Source organism: Nonomuraea purpurea, assembly GCF_042650645.1.
GTDB lineage: Bacteria > Actinomycetota > Actinomycetes > Streptosporangiales > Streptosporangiaceae > Nonomuraea > Nonomuraea purpurea.
In genome coordinates, this window is record NZ_JBHSBI010000026.1 from 145,554 (window position 1) to 162,679 (window position 17,126).

The following is a 17,126-nucleotide window of genomic DNA, read 5'->3' on the forward strand; positions in this document are numbered from 1 at the left end:
CGCTCGGAACAAGGGTTCCCGAAGGCGGAGGAGAGCACGTGACCGAGATACGGATACGGGTCAACGGCGTCGCCGAGGCCCTCGACGTCGAGCCGTGGGTCAGCCTGCTCGACGCGCTACGTGATCGCCTCGGGCTGACCGGCCCCAAGAAGGGCTGCGACCAGGGCGCCTGCGGCGCGTGCACGGTCCTCGCCGACGGCGTGCGGATCAACGCGTGCCTGGCCCTGGCCATGCAGTACGCCGACACGGAGATCACCACGATCGAGGGCATCGCCAAGGACGGCAACACGCACCCGCTGCAGGACGCCTTCGTGCGCCACGACGGCTTCCAGTGCGGCTACTGCACCTCGGGCCAGATCTGCTCGGCGGTCGCCATGCTGCGCGAGCACGCCGCGGGCGTGCCCAGCGCCGTGACCGAGCCGGGCGGCCCCGGCGAGCTGGACGAAACGGAAATCAGGGAGCGCATGAGCGGCAACCTGTGCCGCTGCGGCGCCTACAACGGCATCGTGGACGCCATCAAGGACGTCGCCGGGCAGGGGGCGTCATGAGGCCGTTCGCGTACGTCAAGGCCGCCGACGTCGACGCGGCCGTGCACGCGGTCGCCGCCGGCTCGGGCGCCAAGTTCCTCGGCGGGGGCACCAACCTGGTCGACCTGATGCGCGAGGGCATCGAGCACCCCGACACCGTCGTCGACGTCACCGGGCTGCCGCTCGACGAGGTCGACGAACTGCCCGGCGGCGGGCTGCGCATCGGCGCGCTGGTGCGCAACAGCGCCCTGGCCGCCGACCGGCCCGTGCGCGCCGGCTACCCGGTGTTGTCGCAGGCGATTCTCGCCGGCGCCTCGGCCCAGTTGCGCAACATGGCCACCGTGGGCGGCAACCTGCTGCAGCGCACCCGCTGCCGCTACTTCTACGACCAGGCCGCCGCCTGCAACAAGCGCGAGCCCGGCGCCGGCTGCGACGCGCTCGACGGGTTCACCCGCTCGCACGCGATCCTCGGCGTGAGCGAGAGCTGCATCGCCGCGCACCCGTCCGACATGTGCGTGGCGCTGGCCGCCCTGGACGCCGTCGTCGAAGTGCGCAGCGTGCGCGGCACCCGGCGGATCCCGCTGGCGGACTTCCACCTGCTGCCCGGCGACACGCCGCAGGTCGAGACCGCGCTCGAAACCGACGAGCTGATTACGGCGGTCGAGCTGCCCGCCGCTCCCGTCGCGGCCCGCTCCCGCTACCGCAAGGTCCGCGACCGGGCGTCCTACGCGTTCGCGCTGGTCTCCGTGGCCGCGGCGCTGGAGGTGCGCGACGGCGTGGTGACGCAGGTGCGCCTGGCGCTCGGCGGCGTGGCCGCCAAGCCGTGGCGGGCGCACGAGGCGGAGCGGCTGCTGCTCGGCGGCCCCGCGACGCAAGAGGCGTTCGGCCGCGCCGCCGACGCCGAGCTGGCGGCCGCGACCGTCCGGCCGGGCAACGCGTTCAAGGTCGGGCTGGCCCGCGCCACGATCACGGCCACGCTGCGCGACCTGAGCACCGAGGGGGACACGGCATGAAAGACGTTGAAACGGCTGAGAAGTACGTCGGCCGTCCGATCGACCGGCTCGACGGCGCCGCCAAGACCACGGGCGAGGCCCGCTTCGCGGCCGAGTACCCCTTCCCCGGTCTGGCCCATGCCGCCCTGGTGCACGCCGCGATCCCGCGCGGCCGGGTCACCGCCGTCGACGACGCGGCGGCGCGGGCCGTGCCCGGCGTGATCGACGTGCTCACCCACGAGAACGCCCCCGCGATGAAGCCCGCGCGCAAGTTGAGCATGATGGACCTCAGCTCGATGGTCTCCGGCACCTCGGTCAACTACCTGGCCACCGACGAGGTGCACTGGAACGGCCAGCCGATGGCGGTCGTGGTCGCCGAGACCCCCGAGGCCGCCAGGTACGCGGCGTCGCTGGTGCGGCTGACGTACCAGGAGCTGCCCGCCCGGGTGGACTTCGCGGCCGAGGAGCCGAACGCCGTCCCGCAGAAGAGCTCCATGATCTCGGAGGCCAAGGCCGACAAGGGCGACGCGATCGCGGCGCTGGCCGCCGCGCCCGCCTCCGTGGACCTGCGCTTCACCACGCCACCCCACTCCCACAACGCCATCGAACCGCACGCCACCATCGCCATGTGGGACGGCGACCGCCTGACCGTGCACGAGGGCGCGCAGAGTCTGGCCTGGATGCGCCGGCACCTGGCTCTGCGGTTCGGCGTGCCCGAGCAGGGCATCCGGATGTTGGCCCCGTTCGTGGGCGGCGGGTTCGGCGGCAAGGGCTCGGTGTGGGCGGGCACGCTGCTCGCGGTGCTGGCCGCGCGGGCGACCGGGCGTCCCGTCCGGCTGGCGCTGACCCGCGAGGGCGTCTACCACACCGTGGGCGGTCGCACCCCGAGCACGCAGCGGGTCGCGTTGGGCGCGCGGGCCGACGGCACGATGACCGCGCTCATCCACACCAGCGTGTCCAGGATCGGCCGCGTGGGCGGCGGGCCCGAGTCGATCACCGCCGCCTCCCGCCACCTGTACGCCGCCGAGAACATCCACCTGCGGCAGAACATCGTCGAGCTCGACCTGCTGCCCAACACGTTCATGCGGGCGCCGGGCGAGTCCATCGGCACCTTCGGCCTGGAGTCGGCCGTCGACGAGCTGGCCTGGGAGCTCGGCATGGACCCGATCGAGCTGCGCAGGCGCAACGAGCCCGAGCGCGATCCGGTCAGCGGCGTGCCGTTCGCGCACCGGATGTTGCGGGAGGCGTACGAGCTGGGAGCCGAACGGTTCGGCTGGAGCGAGCGCGTGCCCGAGGCCGGCGCCATGCGGGACGGGCGCTGGCTGGTCGGCATGGGCGTCGCGACCGCCTACCACCCGTCTATGCACATGGCGGCGCACGTCGCCGTGCGGCTGTCCGCGGACGGCGGGGTCGTGGTGCGCTGCGCCTTCCACGAGATGGGCATGGGCGCGGCCACGGCGCAGGCGCAGATCGCCGCCGACGAGCTGGGAGTGCCGCTGGAGGCCGTACGCGTCGAGTACGGCGACACCGACCTGCCGCCGGGGCCGATGGCGGGCGGGTCCGTGCAGACCGCGAGCGTGGCGGCGAGCCTGATCGAGGCCTGCGGCAAGCTGAAACGATCCGTGCACGCCCTGGCGCGGCGCGCGCCCGGCTCACCGCTGCGCGGGCGCAGGCTGGAGGAGCTGACGGCCCGCGACGGCGGGCTGCACCACGCCGGGGGCGGCGAGACATACGCGCAGATCCTGGCGCGGGCCGGCCGCGCCCACCTGGAGGCCGAGGCCAAAGCGGGCACGCTCGGGTTCATGGTGCGCATGCTGCGCGACCGCAGACGTTACGTGAAGGCGGCTTCCGGCGTGCACTTCTGCGAGGTGCGGGTCGACCGGGACACCGGTGAGGTGCGCGTCTCGCGCTGGCTGGGCGTCTTCGACGTCGGCCGGGTGATCAACGCCAAGACGGTCGCCAGCCAGCTCCGCGGCGGCATCGTGATGGGCATCGGCCTGGCCCTGACGGAGGAGACCCTGGTCGACCATCGCACGGGCCGCGTGGTGAACGCGAGTCTGGCCGACTACCACGTGCCGGTGCACGCCGACGTCCCCCACATCGACGTGCACTGCCTGGACGATCCCGACCCGACGATGCCACTCGGCCTGGTCGGGGTGGGCGAGGTCGGCATCACGGGTGTGGGCGCCGCCGTCGCGAACGCCGTACGGCACGCCACCGGCAAACGCGTGCTCGACCTGCCGATCACCCTCGACAAGCTGCTTTGAGGAGTGGCCATTGGGGAAAGATCGTTCTCCAAGCTAATCGTTGGAGGCGACCATGTCCCGCCCGCCCGTCCCGCCGTTCACCGAGGAGAGCGCCCGTATCAAGGTGCAGGCCGCCGAGGACGCCTGGAACACCTGCGACCCCGACCGCGTCGCGCTCGCCTACACGGAGGACTCGGTCTGGCGCAACCGCCACGAGTTCCTGAACGGCCGCGACGAGATCAGGGCGTTCCTGCGCCGCAAATGGGACAGGGAACTGGACTACGCGCTGCGCAAGGAACTGTGGGCGGTGCTGGGCAACCGGATCGCGGTGCGCTTCCAGTACGAGTGCCGCGACGCCTCCGGCCAGTGGTGGCGCAGCTACGGCAACGAACAGTGGGAGTTCGACGATGCGGGCCTGATGAGGCGGCGGGAGGCGAGCATCAACGACGTGCCCATCACGGAGTCAGAACGCCGCATCTTCGGCCCACGCGGCACCGCCGAAGAACTGCCGCTCAGGTGAGCGGGGGTGCGGCGGGTGGAAGGCCGCGCCCTTCCACCCGCCCGCTCGTGCACCTCCTGCCTCACGCGGATGCCGGCGCCGCGAGGGCCGGCGCCCGGAGCGGGCGAGGACAGTCGGCTGTGGCGGACCCCACCGGGCACGCGGTTTCACGACTGGGTGTCGGCTGCCCGGTGACCACGCGGTGCTGATCCCGCCAACCGCTCCGAGAGGCACTTGACAGAGATGTTTTCTGAACTGGACAAAACACAGTGATCTTCACATGAGTTGAGTCCGATGTAAAGAGTGGTCAGTGGAGGCGGGGCTCCTCATGGGGCTTGCCCTTCAACTCGTGGAAGCCCGGGGTGCCGGCCACGAGGAGCGTGCCGTCCCAGAGGCGGCCGGCGTCCTCGCCCTGGGGGACCTGCGACACCACCGGGCCGAAGAACACGGTCCCGCCGGCGGCGATGATCGGGGTGCCGACGTGGTCGCCGATCAGGCCGATGCCCTCGGCGTGCGAGGCGCGTACCAGGTCGTCATAGTCCGTGGACGCCCCGGCCTCGGCCAGGTCGGCGGGCAGTTCGGCCGCCGACAACGCCGCACGCAGGTCCCCGATCCAGTCGCCGCTCCCGCTGGCCGTCCACATCGCGGTGTACAACCGCTCCAGGGCCTGCTGCCCGTGGTGATGCTCGGCGGCGGCGCACACGCGTACCGGAACCCACAGGTAGCCCTCGGGGTCGCCCTCCGGATCGTCGTCGCGGCCCTCGTTGAGGACCGACAGGCTCATCACGTGCCAGCGCACCTCGACCGGGCGCACCTTCCGCACCTCCCGCAGCCACCGGGACGTCAGCCACGTGTACGGGCAGGACGGGTCGAACCAGAAATCAGCCACCATGGTCATCTGGGAAGAGTACGCCCGGTCGGTCGCCATTCTGGACGACTTTCTCGGACGCGTATGGTGATCGCTCGTACACTCTTCGTCGTAATCCTTGAATGGCTCTGGGCAGGGAGGGCAAGGGCTTGGGCGGTGGCGAGGATCCCCGGCAAGAGCTGGAGTCGGTGGCCTGTCACGAGGACCTGGTGAAGTTGCTGGCCGAGCAGTTCGCGCGGGCCGACACGTCGCTGCGGGAGCTGGAGACGCGGGCGGACAGGGCGGGTGGGGCCCGGCTGCCGCGCGCGACGTGCGCGGACATGCTGGCCGGTCGGCGCTTCCCCAAGAAGGCGCTGATGATGGCCTTCCTGCGGGCTTGCCGAGTGCCCGCGGATCAGCTTCCGGCGTGGGAGGGGGCGTGGGAGCGGGCACGGGTCGCCCGCATGTCCATCGAAACGGACAAGGACCGCAGACCCGAGCCACCCGCAATCTCGACAGCCGCGCTGCCCTTGACGACGGAACCCCCCAGTCGGGGTCGGCGCCGAGCCATCGCGGCGGCCATCTTGGCCGTCCTGACAGCCACCGCAGCCCTGAGCATCTTCCTGGACCGATGGGGACGCCGCACACCCAACGATTTCGCCAGCCCAATGGCCCCGGGCCACATCATCACCGACGACGGACGCGCCTTCGACCGAGGCGGCTCAAGCCGTTTCACCGTAACCATCGACCCCGCCAACACCGGAGTACGCCTGGTCCGACGCCTGGACGCAGGCGTCGCCCTGCAACACGCCACCATCACCGTGAACGGGGACCCGGCCGGAGTATGGCGTCCCCTGCCCGGCGACAGCATCCACAAGTGGCGAGACCAGGTCGTAGAAATCCCCCGCACCCTGACGGCGGGAAAACGCACTCTCACCATCGTGAACACGTTCACGGCCTCGTCCCTGGGCTTCAACGAGTTCCTCTACGTCGTCGAGCAGAAACTGAACGACGCCTGGTCCACCGCCGACACCCTCGACATCGGCCCCGACCACACCGCCAGCGAGGCCGCACACAACTACCAGATCATCAGGCAGGGCTGGGCCGACACCCAGACCTTCGCCTACCCACCGGACAAGGAGGACTGGAGAGTCGAGTGACTCGAAGTCCTCACGCAGGGGTGAGAGCCCGTGTGTCAATCCTGTTGCATCTTGCGGCGCCGGCACCCTGAACGCAGAATGGCCGTGACCGAGCGCTCGTGTTCGTCGGTCCATTCGACCTCGGGGTCGGCTTCCAAGAGACCGAGCACCACGGTCGCGATCGCCAGCGCGGGCTCCGACCATTCGGCGGGCTCGGGTGCTCCGAACGGATTGGCCTGGAACCGCTGGGCGGTGATTTCCGGGTTGCTGGGCGCCATCAGTATCAGCCCGCGCAATGTGGCGATGGCCAGACGGGCCACTGTCCCGAAGGTGATGCCGGCACGCGGGCGCAGTCCGATCAGTCTCGCAACCTGGGCGTAGGCGGTTGCCACGTCTTCGACCATGGAGTGTTCCGACTCAGCGAGAGACTGCTGGACCTCAGCGCGTAGATGGCCGTCGGGCAGGCTGCGGAAGGTGGCCTGCAGCGCGAAATAGGTGCGCCAGGCCGATGATCGGTGGAAGATCTGGAACTCGCCGAGCGCGCCTTCCCGCAGCGCCTCTCCGGCCAGGGCGCGGCGCAGACCTGGTGTGCGGGCCCAGCCGAGATGGGCGAGTACGGTGCGGGCCGCCGCTTGCAGCGCGCCGGGATTGGCGTCGGCGATGGCCGGGCTGGCGCCTTTGGCGAGTTCGCGTAGCAGGTCGCTGAAGAACAGGTCCTTGTACGGCCAGCGACGGTAGACGGCGCTGCGGGCGACGCCTGCGTCACGAATGATCTCCTCGAAGCTTATGTGGTCCAGGCTCACCGTCAGCCCGGCTTCTTCGACCGTGGCGGCCGCGGCGGCGAGCATCCGCCGCGCGGTCTCTTCGTCGGACAATCGCTTGCGGCGTCGCGCCAGGCCGCTCTCCGGTGTCTCTCGAGTCACGTTCGTAGTCTATGGTACTTGGGATATCGAGTCCCAATAGAGGTGGTGGTGAACCCGTGAAGGTGCCGGAGCCCAACAGTTCCGTACGCGACCACACCGAACGCCCGGTGCAGTTCTTGGCGCTCGTCACCGCGTTGTCGGTGCCGTTCTACGTTCTGGGGGCCGTATCTCCCACCGTCCGCATCGGCGCCATCGATCTGCCCGCGAGCGCGACCATGTTCGTGCTGCCGGTGCTGGCCGCCGCGATTCTGGCTTACCGTGACGGCGGCCGGGCCGCCGTCACGGCCCTGCTGGCCCGCGTCGTCGATCGGCCCGCGGGACGAGTCCGTTGGTATGTCGCCGCGGCGTTGCTGCCTGCTGCGATCGGCGCTCTTTCGTGGACCTTCGGGTGGCTCGCCGGTGAAGTCGGTTCGGTGCTTCCGACATCGTCGGCGGCCTTGCCGTTGCTGTTCGCCGCGGCGGTGGTGGCTGCCGCGTGCGAAGAACTGGGCTGGACCGGTTACGCCTCCGATCCGATACAACGCCGGTTCGGCACGGTTCGGGGCGGGCTGCTTCTTGGGGCCTTCTGTGGTGTGTGGCATTTGATCCCGCTCCTGCAGGCCGGTCATGGCGCGGCCTGGATCGGGGGCTGGTTCCTGGGTACGGTCGCGGGCCGGGTGATCATCGTCGGCCTGCGCAATGCCACCGGCGGTGTGTCGGCGGCGATCCTGATGCACGCGATGGTCAACGTCACCGCCGCCTACATCCCGGATTATGACGACCCCGTCGCCCCGTTGATGTCCTCTTCGCTTACCGCCGTGGCCGCCGTGGGCATCCTGTTTCTCGGATCATGTCGAGCTCGAAGCGCCCGTACAGGTTCAGGTGGGTCCAGAACAACGCCGTCAGCCCGCGACAGCGAGGCCGGACACAACTACCAGATCGTCAGGCAGGGCTGGGCCGACACCCAGACATTCGCCTACCCACCGGACAAGGAGGACTGGAGAGTCGAGTGACTGTGGGTCCATTTCGACCTGGCCAAGGCAGGACAGCCCCCGTCAGATGGCTGTTGCCGAGGCTCATGGTAAGTACTCTCGGCATGGAGTTCTTCTGTTATCACCGTGATCGGCCTGACTCCGCGACCCTGCGCCACGAGCTGCGGGAAGAGCACTGGTCCTACATGGACCGGTACGCGGCGGAGCTGATCGCCCGTGGCCCGACCTTGGACCGCGGCGGCGACACGGCCACCGGCAGTGTGCACATCGTCGACCTGCCAGATCTCGCCACAGCGCGTGCGTTCGTCTTCGACGAGCCCAACTACCAGGCCGGTGTGTACCGGGACGTGATGTTGCGCCGATGGCGCAACGTGCTGGGGCGCACCATGTGGGATTTCCCCGGCGGCCGAGATGGCGGCAACCGGTATCTGGTGCTGGGCCTCGGCTCCGGGCAGGCCGCCGATCTCGTCCCGCCGCCCGACCGGGACGAGCTGATCGCGTACGGGCCGCTGCTGTCCGACGACGGCACCACCTGGCTGGGTACGGCGCTGCTGGTCCGGGCGCCGGACCCGGACGCGGCACGCGCCGTCCTGACCCTGGATCGGTACGCCGACATCGAGGTCCACGACTGGGCGTTCGGCGGGCGGCGGTAAATGCCTCAACCGCCGGGCCGGATCAGGCCCGACTCATATGCCGCGATAACCGCCTGCACCCGATCCCTGGCCCCCAGCTTGGCGAAGACGTTGCTGACGTGCGTCTTCACTGTGTGCTCGCTGACGACGAGCACCGCGGCGATCTCCGCGTTCGACAGGCCGCGGCCGAGCAGCACGAGCGTCTCCCGCTCCCTGCCGGTGAGGAGGTCGAGCCCGGCCGGCCGCTTCCGCGGCAGCCTGGACACCATGTCATCGATCAGCCGCCGCGTCACGGACGGTGCGAGCAGCGACTCTCCGGCGGCTACCACCTGGACGGCGCGCACCAGGTCGTCCCTGCGTACGTCCTTGAGCAGGAAGCCGCTCGCCCCGGCGCAGAGGGCGTCGTAAACGTAGTCGTCCTGGTCGAAGGTGGTCAGCATGAGGACACGTGTGTCCGTTTCTCCGCACACCACCCTCGCGGCCTCGATGCCATCCATTCCCGGCATCCGGATGTCGAGGAGGAGCACCTGGGGTCGGTGCGTCCGTACAGCCTCGATCGCCGCGAAGCCGTCGCCCGCCTCCGCGACCACGGAGATGTCCGGCTGCGTGTCCAGGATCAGCGCGAATCCGCTGCGGACCAGCTCCTGGTCGTCGGCGACCACCACGTCGATCGTCATCCGGCGACCTCCGCGAGTCCGCGCGGGAGCCGTACCGAGACCTGGAAGCCCCGGCCGGAAGGGGCGGGGCCGAAAGAGGCGGTCCCGCCGCACGCGGCGGCCCGCTCCCTGATGCCGATCAGCCCCTGGCCGCCCTCCCCGCCGCGAGGCCCGCGGCCGTCGTCGGTTACGGTGACGCGCAGGGCCTCCGCCTCCCAGGTGAGACGGACCTCGGCCGAGCGGGCCCCGGCGTGCTTGACGACGTTGGTGAGGGACTCCTGGATGATGCGGTACGCGGCGACCTCGGCGTCGTGGCACAGGTCGAGCCGCGTACCCGTCTCGACGAGGGTTGCTTGGGCGATCCGGTCCACCAGCTCGGGGACGCGGTCCAGCGTGGGCTGCGGGTCGAGCGGTCCCTGCGTCTCCTTGAGCAGGCCGAGCATCCTGCGCAGCTGTCCCATGGCGTCTCTGCCGCTGGCGGCGATCGCGTCGAACGCCGCCTCCGCCCGCTCCGGCCGGGTGCGGACGGCGAGCGGGCCGGACTCCGCCTGGACCACCATGACGCTGACCGCGTGGGCCAGGATGTCGTGCATGTCCCTGGCGATCCGGGCGCGCTCCTGCTGGGCCGCCCGCTCCCCGGCCAGCTCACGCTCCCGTTCGAGCCGCATCGCCCGCTCCCGCAGCGCCAGCGACTGCTGCCGGGTCAGGACCGCCACCCGCCCCAGAGCGTAGGCCGCCACCCACGCCGTCAGCGTCCGTACGTAGGTGTCCACCGATCCCGCGAAGAACAGCGTCCCCACCGCGGTGAGCACGATCGCCACCAGCCGATGCGGTGGCGGCGACCGGTAGGCGACGGTGTAGACGGCGACTATCCAGCCGTACCAGATCGGCTGATCCGGCCCGTTCCCGATGATGTCGTAGAACGGGACCGCGATCAGCACGGCGAACATCACCGTCATCGGAAACCGGCGCCGCAGCAGGAGCGGCAGCGAGGCCGCCAGCACGGGCAGCAGAAGCACGAGCGGCCACTCCCCGTCGGCCGACGTGAACGGCGCGAGCTGCGCGGCGAGCACGCCGACGGTCAGCGCCAGGTTCACCAGGGCCGGCGGCAGCGCACGGAGTCTGTCCAGAAGCGCCATATGGACAAGTAACCACAGCCGTACCCCGAGCACATCACCGGCGAGAGGGACTTCCCTGGACGACACTCGCCTTGGGGACCGAGAGGGAGAATCCCCCGCGCCGGTGATCACATCTCACGGCCGGGACGCGACCCTGGTCGCCATGAACCTCACTGCCAAGTCGTTCGTCCTGGCTCCACTCCTCACACTGGTCTACGGCGTCGTCCGCCTGCTCGACGGGCTCGACGGCAGCCACGGGCCCGGCCTCGCGTGGACGGCGGGTCACCTCGCCTTCCTCGCCGCCCTTGGGCTGTTCGTACCGCTCGTCCTCGAGCTCGCCCGCCGGGCGGCGAACCGGCGGGCCGCCATCGCGATCGCGGTGTTCAGCCTGATCGGTGTGGCGGCTGGCGCCGTCCAGTTCGTCATCGACCTGGTCGTCGGGTTCCTCGCCGCGGACAAGGCGGAGATGGGGCGGCTCTTCGACCAGGTCCAGCAGGTCCCCGGAGCGGAACTCGTGGTCTACGCCGTGGTGCCGACCTTCTTCTACGCCGGCCTGATCGCCCTGGTCGCCATGCAGGCCGCTGCCGGGCGGATCGGGTGGTGGAGCCCGGCGCTCATCGCCCTCGGCGTCGGAGCCGTGGTCGTCGAGAGGGATCTCCTCCCGCTCAGCGCCCTGCTCAACCTCGTCGGCCTCGCCCCCCTGGGGAGGGCACCCGTTCACGCGGACGCCGGGCCGTCGCGTCCTGGCCGGGCGGCGCAAGCCGAAGGCGAGCCCCGAGGAAGTGCGGGCCGATGACTCCTGGCACGGCCCCTCACACGGTGCTGAGCCAGGTGCGGACCTCGTCCATGAGCGCCACCGGCGCGTCGTACTGCACCAGATGCCCCGCACCGCCGATCAGCGAAAGACGCGCCCCGGGGATCAGGCTCCGCAGGCGTTCGGCGGTCTTGGTGGGGATCCAGGTGTCCTGTTCGCCCCACAGGATCCGTACAGGAAGGTCGATGTCTCCAAGCCGCCGCTCGTTCTCCTCAAGGAAGGATTCGTCGTACTCGGCGATCTGCCGGTAGAAGGCCGGCTGGCCGTCCTCTCCCATCCACTTTTACCACCTAACCGATAAGACACGTCTGCACACTCTTGCCCCCTGGCTCTTGACGCACACAAAGAGGCGCGGCCGGGACGGTCACGATGTTGGTGGACGCGGGGTCAGTGACCAGGAGCTGTCAGGCAACCGCCGTCGTTGATGTAGCCCCCTACCTCCACTTTCGACTCACGCTCGTCGTAGAAGCCGGTCAGGCATCCTCCCGACAATTCAATCGCGAACACCACAGCGGAGCGAGCGCCTCCTGCCCTGATGATGACGTTCGTTCCCGGTGGGGCGACCGCCCGGACCGCTTTCGCGACGTGGTCCTCACCGTGCAGGTTCCGCTCGCGCAGGTCAGCGAATTTGCCCCGCAGGGCCTCGGCCACCGGCTCGGCCTCCGCAGCTACCTCCGGAGAAAGCGTGGCGCGCTGGCGGTATGCCTCGTTGTCCGCGTGCTTCTGCTCCCAGGAGGGCATCGTCACGCAAGGGCTGGGCATCGGTGGCTCAGCGGCTTCCGGGCAAGGAAGTAAGGCCGATGGCGACGCCGACGTCCCGGCTTCCTGCGTCCGCACCAAACCACAGCCATTCAGGATGGCTAACAGCAGCACGGCGACAAGGGCGATCAAGATCTTCATCCCTCAACAGTCAGGCACGGCGAACCGGGACACAAGTCACGTCGGCTGCGTTCGTGGCGGGACCGGTCCCGCCACGGCCTGGGTTTGATATCCGTATGCTTGATTCGCAGTCAGTTCCCCGTTTCCGGCCGCTTGCTCGCGTCCTGCTGTCTGCGGCTGTGACCGCTGTGCTCGCGGCATGCTCGGCGAACGAGTCGGTCCCCAACGACACCGCCGCGTCGGCCTCGGCTCCGCCCAAGGCTTCCGCCGCTCCCACTGTCTCCAGCGCTCCCACGACTCCTGCTGCTTCGCCCACGCCATCACTGCCCGTGCCGGCGGACGGTAAGAATCGGCGGTCGTGCGCGGACGGAACCTGCGAGATCCGAGTGACCCGCGGGGTCACGGTGCCGCTACCAGCCCGATTCGGTCTCGGCCCGATCGAAGTAACGGCGATCGACGGCAAGACGGTCACGATGGTCGCACCGTTGACCCAGTCCGAGTTCTCCAGCGACGGTGGGTGTTCTGCCACCATCACAGGACCCGCGGCGAACGCCTCCGCTTATGTGGATCTGACCTGTCCCACGGGCGAGAAGGCAGTCGTCAACAAAATGAACCTGAAGGTTGTCGGCATCGTCAAGAAAGCCGCCGTCATTCGCATCCGGCCCGCGAAGTGACCGTCCTTGTGGTGCAGGGAGACGGTCACCGTCAACGGCGCCAACGTGGCGGACGTCCTTGCCGGGGCGGACCGGCGAGGCCGCACCAAATCGGCAGCACCGCTGCGGTCATCCACGACGGGCCGCCACGGGCCGCCTCCTCGGGCTGGTGACGTCCCGCGACTTCCACCCCCCAACGCCACGACCTCGACGGACCGGTCAGCGGCCGGATGACCGCCCTCGCCGACCTTTCCCATGCCGGCCCCGACATCACGCTCTCCGAGGCCAACGCCCGGTTGTGGGACGAACGCCTGGATTGCCGCCGGTTCCTAATTCTCTCGGGCCAGGTCTGGATCTGATGGCGGGAACCGGTCGGCTGCGGGCGGGCAAGTAGGGGTGTTCCATCCGTGAGCCGAGAGGCCAGAGCATGTCAGAAACGAGCCCCGCCGATTCCGCGGTCATCGCGCGGTCCCGGCAGGAGCCCGAGGCATTCGGGGAGATCTTCCGCAGGCATGCGGCCGAGATCAAGAGATTCGTCATCCGCCGCCTCGGACTCGACGTCGCCGAGGACGTGGTGGCGGAGACCTTTCTCGCCGCCTTCCACCAGCGCGGCCGGTACGACCTGGCCAGGCCCAACGCCCTGCCCTGGTTGTACGGCATCGCAACCAACCTCATCGGCCGCCACAAGCGCACCGAGGCCAGACAGCTGAACCTCCTGGCCCGCACCGGTGTGGACCCGGTCACCGAACCCTTCACCCCGCGCAGCGACGAGCGGCTGAGCGCCCAGGCCGTACAGCAGCGCCTGGCCGCCGCGCTTGTCGCGCTGCCCGCCGGGCACCGTGACGTGCTGCTCCTGGTGACCTGGGGCGGCCTCAGCTACGCCGAAGCCGCCGAGGCGCTCGGCATCCGCGTCGGAACGGTCCGCTCACGCGTCAACCGGGCCCGTGCCAAGATCCGCGAGGAACTGGGCGGGACCGACCCCACAGCACTCGTCATCGAGGAGGTTCGCCATGGATGACCTGGCCCAGCTCAACAACTTCCGCTCCGAGGTCCCCATGCAGGAGGACCTGCGGGCCGAGGAGGAACGCCTGATGGCCGGCATGTCGGCGCCGGCCCGCCTCGACTTTCGCCGCCTCGGACTGCGCGCCGCATTGGCAGGAGGTCTGGCGGCCGCGGTGGGAGTGGCGGTGTTCCTCGTCCAGAATCAGCCCGCCCCGACGCCGCCCCCGCCGCTGATCCGCACGGTCGCGGCCGTGGAGGTGTTGTCGCGGGCGGCCGAGCACGCCGGCAGTCGTCCGGAGCTGCATCCCGGGCCCGGCCAGTTCCTCGTCTACCAGTCGGAGACCATGAACTCGGCCGAAGGGGAAGGGCAGATCTGGCTGTCGCGTGCCAGGCGCACGTTCTGGCAGCCGGTCGAGGGCAGTTCGGTCAAGGCGTTCCTGCAGAATGAGATCTTGGCGCCTCTGCCGTATCCGGGGCACACGCTCCCGCCGCCGGCACAGTGGGAAAAGGAGCAGGTGGGCAAGCCCAGTCGTCCTGAACGGGCCGCTGACTTCGATGACCGCGCCGAGTTCCTGCGCAGCGACTACGCCTACGTCAGCAAGCTGCCGACCGATACCGAGGGCATGCGCAGGCACCTCTACACGCAGGTGTCCTTCGACGGGTTGCAGGACCACGAGGTGTGGGGCAGGGTCGGCGCGCTGCTCGCGGAGTCCTATCTGCCCGCTGCGCAGCGGGCAGCGCTCTTCCGCGCGGCTGCCACGATTCCCGGGGTGGTGACGGTGAAGGAGGCGCAGGACGCCGCGGGGCGCAAGGGCATAGCCGCGGCGATGGTGTCGCCCCTCGGGGTCAGGGAGGAGTACATCTTCGACCGAAAGACCTACGACTATCTCGGCCGCCGGGGGGTGGTCGTGGACGCGAAGCTGGCCAATGCCCCGGTGGGGAGCGTGGTGTCGTCGAGCGCGCAGTTGAAGGTGAGCGTCGCCGACAGCGCACCGATCGTGGAGTAGACGGCGCCCGCTGCTTCCACGCCCTCCGCATCCGTCACCAGGGCACGCTCGACCTCACGGTGATCCTGGGATGACGCGATGCGGAGGCTGATAGACCATGGGGCTCGTCAGCTTGGTGCGCCGGTCGATACGGTGTCGATCGTGTCGGGGACGAGTCGTGAGCTGATCGGCGGGCGATACCGGCTGGTTGAGCTCATTGGCCAGGGCGGGATGGGCCGCGTGTGGCGCGGTTGGGACGAAACCTTGAGACGCGATGTAGCGCTCAAGGAAGTCATCATCCCCACGGGGCTGACGGACGACCAGCGAGAGACCCTGGTCGGGCGCGTCATGCGAGAGGCTCGTGCAGCGGCTCGGCTCAACCATCCCGGCATCATCACCGTCCATGACGCGGTGGAGCACAACGGCGCCCCCGTGATCGTGATGGAGCTCATCGCCGGAAGGTCCCTGGCCACGGAGATCCGGAAACACGGCCGGCTGCCAGTGCGGAGAGTGGCGGAGATCGGCGAGTCCGTCCTGGACGCTTTGAACACCGCGCACACCGCCGGTGTCGTGCACCGGGATGTGAAGCCGGACAACATCCTGCTCTCCGGCCGACGAGTCATCCTCACCGACTTCGGCATCGCCGGTGTGACCGATGCGACGATGGCGCTGACCAGCACTGGAATGATCGTCGGGACGCCGACCTTTCTGGCGCCTGAACAGCTCGACAACAAGCCGGCCACCGCAGCCTCCGACCTGTGGTCCCTCGGCGTCACCCTGTATGCGGCCGTCGAGGGCGAGCCTCCCTTTTCCGGGGACACGCTCACGGCTCTCTGCGTCGCCATTCTCACTCGGGAGCCCCGGCAGGCCCTGCAAGCCGGTGCCCTCGCACCCGTCCTTGCCGGCTTGCTCAGAAAGGACCCCGGGCAGCGAGCCACCGCGGAGAACACCGCGCGGGCGCTTGCCGCCCTCTGCCACACGACACCGGCTGATCCCGCCGCGGTCGACGAGCCGCCCCCGCCCTTGGAGCCGGCAGTTCTGCCCACCGCCACGGACGCGCCCCCACCAGTCGCTCCCGACATCCCCACGAGAACGCGGACCGGGTTCCCTGCCGGACGGGTGAACCCGGCAGACGCACACGAGGGGCCCGTGCCGTCCAGCCGTCCCACGGAACGTGACCGCCGCCTCGTGGGGCGACGCGGGCTCTTAAGTTCCAGTCTTGTCAGTCTGGCTGTAGTGGCGGGCTTGTACCCTCTGGCGGTCTATATCAGGAACGCGTCCGAGACGTCCGAGGAAGGCACGCCGGGCTCCGGCAAGCCCAGCGGCTCAGTGTGGGCCGTGGTCGGAACGAGCTACGGTATGGCATTCAGCTCGGACGGGAAGAAATTTGCTGTCGGCATCTTGGGCGGCAGGGTAGAGCTGTGGAACTCCGCCATGAAGGAGCGGAGTACGCTGCGTCTTGGTGGCGATAGCGACCGGATCTTCTCCGTCGCCTTCAGCCCAGATGGCAGCCTGCTGGCTGGCGCAGGCACCGACAATACGGTGTGGCTGTGGAATTTTGCCACGCGCACCACCGCCAGGCGTCGTGGCCACCCCGACACAATCTGGTCGGTGGCGTTCAGCCCGGACGGCAAAACCCTCGCCAGTGCATCGAACGAGCTCATCCTGGTGTGGGACGTGGCCACCGGCCGCAAGATCCTCACGCTGAAAGACCTCTCCGCGATCAAGCAGCTCGCGTTCAGCCCGGACGGGAGGACCATCGCCACCGCGAGTGGAGAGGCGGTGGTCCTGCGGGACGCCGCCACCGGCAGTTCCACCGCCGTCCTCCACGGCCACGCCAACCAGGTCAACGCGGTGGCGTTCAGCCCGGATGGGAAGACGCTGGCCAGCGCCGGACACGACAAGACGGTGCGCCTGTGGGACCTCGCCACGCGCCGCACCACCGCCACCCTCACCGACCACTCCGGCACCGTCAACGTTCTGGCCTTCAGCCCGGACGGTACGACCCTCGCCAGCGGCAGCAGCGACAAGACGGTGCGCCTGTGGGACGTCAGCAGCGGCCGATCGACTGCTACGGTCACTGGTCACTCCGACGCGGTCAACGGGGTGGCGTTCAGCCCGGACGGGAAAACCCTGGCCACCCCCGCTAGCCCCGTTTTCCGCACGTGAGTGATCTTCAGCGAAGGTCTCGTGGATCGATGTCGAGGAGGTCCAGGAGATCAAGTTGGAGTGCGGTGGGTTG

The 17,126-nt window shown here is 69.6% G+C and carries 19 protein-coding genes; 13 read left to right on the plus strand and 6 right to left on the minus strand.

Going from position 1 to position 17,126, the window contains the following annotated elements:
- Positions 1-38 precede the first annotated feature (38 nt).
- From ACFOY2_RS39060 to ACFOY2_RS39075, 4 genes are read left to right on the plus strand one after another with little or no spacing between them, the layout of a single operon-like run.
- Complete coding sequence (locus tag ACFOY2_RS39060; RefSeq protein ID WP_379533152.1) at positions 39-548, plus strand: (2Fe-2S)-binding protein; 510 nt, start codon at positions 39-41, stop codon at positions 546-548.
- Positions 545-1,540, plus strand: coding sequence for an FAD binding domain-containing protein (locus ACFOY2_RS39065; RefSeq protein ID WP_379533153.1), 996 nt, complete (start codon positions 545-547; stop codon positions 1,538-1,540). The genes ACFOY2_RS39060 and ACFOY2_RS39065 overlap by 4 nt, the downstream gene beginning before the upstream one ends.
- Positions 1,537-3,786, plus strand: a complete 2,250-nt coding sequence (locus ACFOY2_RS39070) for a xanthine dehydrogenase family protein molybdopterin-binding subunit (RefSeq protein ID WP_379533154.1) — start codon at positions 1,537-1,539, stop codon at positions 3,784-3,786. Before ACFOY2_RS39065 ends, ACFOY2_RS39070 begins: the two co-directional genes overlap by 4 nt.
- Positions 3,787-3,838: 52 nt before the next feature.
- Positions 3,839-4,285 (plus strand): nuclear transport factor 2 family protein, encoded by a 447-nt coding sequence (locus ACFOY2_RS39075; protein WP_379533155.1) that lies wholly within the window; start codon positions 3,839-3,841, stop codon positions 4,283-4,285.
- A 286-nt stretch (positions 4,286-4,571) separates the two neighbouring features.
- On the opposite strand, the gene ACFOY2_RS39080 is transcribed toward ACFOY2_RS39075, so the two are convergent.
- A complete protein-coding gene (locus tag ACFOY2_RS39080; protein ID WP_379533156.1) occupies positions 4,572-5,162 on the minus strand; it encodes a mycothiol-dependent nitroreductase Rv2466c family protein in 591 nt (196 codons plus the stop codon).
- Between the two features lie 92 nt (positions 5,163-5,254).
- Between ACFOY2_RS39080 and ACFOY2_RS39085 the strand changes: the two genes are divergently transcribed.
- A complete protein-coding gene (locus ACFOY2_RS39085; RefSeq protein ID WP_379533157.1) occupies positions 5,255-6,271 on the plus strand; it encodes a hypothetical protein in 1,017 nt (338 codons plus the stop codon).
- 35 nt (positions 6,272-6,306) lie between these two features.
- On the opposite strand, the gene ACFOY2_RS39090 is transcribed toward ACFOY2_RS39085, so the two are convergent.
- The gene (locus ACFOY2_RS39090) at positions 6,307-7,173 is read right to left on the minus strand and encodes a TetR/AcrR family transcriptional regulator (RefSeq protein ID WP_379533158.1); all 867 of its coding nucleotides are present in this window, start codon (positions 7,171-7,173) and stop codon (positions 6,307-6,309) included.
- A 56-nt stretch (positions 7,174-7,229) separates the two neighbouring features.
- On the opposite strand from ACFOY2_RS39090, the gene ACFOY2_RS39095 reads away from it, so the two are divergent.
- Positions 7,230-8,165, plus strand: coding sequence for a CPBP family intramembrane glutamic endopeptidase (locus tag ACFOY2_RS39095; protein ID WP_379533159.1), 936 nt, complete (start codon positions 7,230-7,232; stop codon positions 8,163-8,165).
- A gap of 65 nt (positions 8,166-8,230) precedes the next feature.
- Positions 8,231-8,797 (plus strand): YciI family protein, encoded by a 567-nt coding sequence (locus ACFOY2_RS39100; protein WP_379533160.1) that lies wholly within the window; start codon positions 8,231-8,233, stop codon positions 8,795-8,797.
- A gap of 5 nt (positions 8,798-8,802) precedes the next feature.
- On the opposite strand, the gene ACFOY2_RS39105 is transcribed toward ACFOY2_RS39100, so the two are convergent.
- Together ACFOY2_RS39105 and ACFOY2_RS39110 are read right to left on the minus strand one after the other, a co-directional pair.
- Complete coding sequence (locus ACFOY2_RS39105; protein WP_379533161.1) at positions 8,803-9,453, minus strand: response regulator; 651 nt, start codon at positions 9,451-9,453, stop codon at positions 8,803-8,805.
- Positions 9,450-10,571, minus strand: a complete 1,122-nt coding sequence (locus ACFOY2_RS39110; protein WP_379533162.1) for a sensor histidine kinase — start codon at positions 10,569-10,571, stop codon at positions 9,450-9,452. The genes ACFOY2_RS39105 and ACFOY2_RS39110 overlap by 4 nt, the downstream gene beginning before the upstream one ends.
- Positions 10,572-10,674: 103 nt before the next feature.
- Here ACFOY2_RS39110 and ACFOY2_RS39115 point away from each other — a divergent pair, with 103 nt between their 5' ends.
- Positions 10,675-11,346 (plus strand): hypothetical protein, encoded by a 672-nt coding sequence (locus tag ACFOY2_RS39115; RefSeq protein ID WP_379533163.1) that lies wholly within the window; start codon positions 10,675-10,677, stop codon positions 11,344-11,346.
- A gap of 16 nt (positions 11,347-11,362) precedes the next feature.
- Here ACFOY2_RS39115 and ACFOY2_RS39120 read toward each other — a convergent pair whose 3' ends face one another.
- Together ACFOY2_RS39120 and ACFOY2_RS39125 are read right to left on the minus strand one after the other, a co-directional pair.
- Complete coding sequence (locus ACFOY2_RS39120) at positions 11,363-11,641, minus strand: alpha/beta fold hydrolase (protein ID WP_379533164.1); 279 nt, start codon at positions 11,639-11,641, stop codon at positions 11,363-11,365.
- A 110-nt stretch (positions 11,642-11,751) separates the two neighbouring features.
- Positions 11,752-12,264 carry a hypothetical protein gene (locus ACFOY2_RS39125; RefSeq protein WP_379533165.1) on the minus strand — a complete coding sequence of 171 codons (513 nt, stop codon included), beginning with the start codon at positions 12,262-12,264 and terminating at the stop codon, positions 11,752-11,754.
- Positions 12,265-12,629: 365 nt separating this feature from the next.
- Here ACFOY2_RS39125 and ACFOY2_RS39130 point away from each other — a divergent pair, with 365 nt between their 5' ends.
- From ACFOY2_RS39130 to ACFOY2_RS39150, 5 genes are all read left to right on the plus strand, one after another.
- Positions 12,630-12,917 carry a hypothetical protein gene (locus tag ACFOY2_RS39130; RefSeq protein WP_379533166.1) on the plus strand — a complete coding sequence of 96 codons (288 nt, stop codon included), beginning with the start codon at positions 12,630-12,632 and terminating at the stop codon, positions 12,915-12,917.
- 209 nt (positions 12,918-13,126) lie between these two features.
- A complete protein-coding gene (locus ACFOY2_RS39135; RefSeq protein WP_379533167.1) occupies positions 13,127-13,255 on the plus strand; it encodes a hypothetical protein in 129 nt (42 codons plus the stop codon).
- A gap of 68 nt (positions 13,256-13,323) precedes the next feature.
- Positions 13,324-13,914, plus strand: coding sequence for an RNA polymerase sigma factor (locus ACFOY2_RS39140; RefSeq protein ID WP_379533168.1), 591 nt, complete (start codon positions 13,324-13,326; stop codon positions 13,912-13,914).
- On the plus strand, positions 13,907-14,905 hold the full coding sequence (locus ACFOY2_RS39145) for a CU044_5270 family protein (protein ID WP_379533169.1): 999 nt from the start codon (positions 13,907-13,909) through the stop codon (positions 14,903-14,905). The genes ACFOY2_RS39140 and ACFOY2_RS39145 overlap by 8 nt, the downstream gene beginning before the upstream one ends.
- A gap of 78 nt (positions 14,906-14,983) precedes the next feature.
- The gene (locus ACFOY2_RS39150) at positions 14,984-17,053 is read left to right on the plus strand and encodes a WD40 repeat domain-containing serine/threonine protein kinase (RefSeq protein WP_379533170.1); all 2,070 of its coding nucleotides are present in this window, start codon (positions 14,984-14,986) and stop codon (positions 17,051-17,053) included.
- The last annotated feature ends 73 nt before the right edge of the window (positions 17,054-17,126 follow it).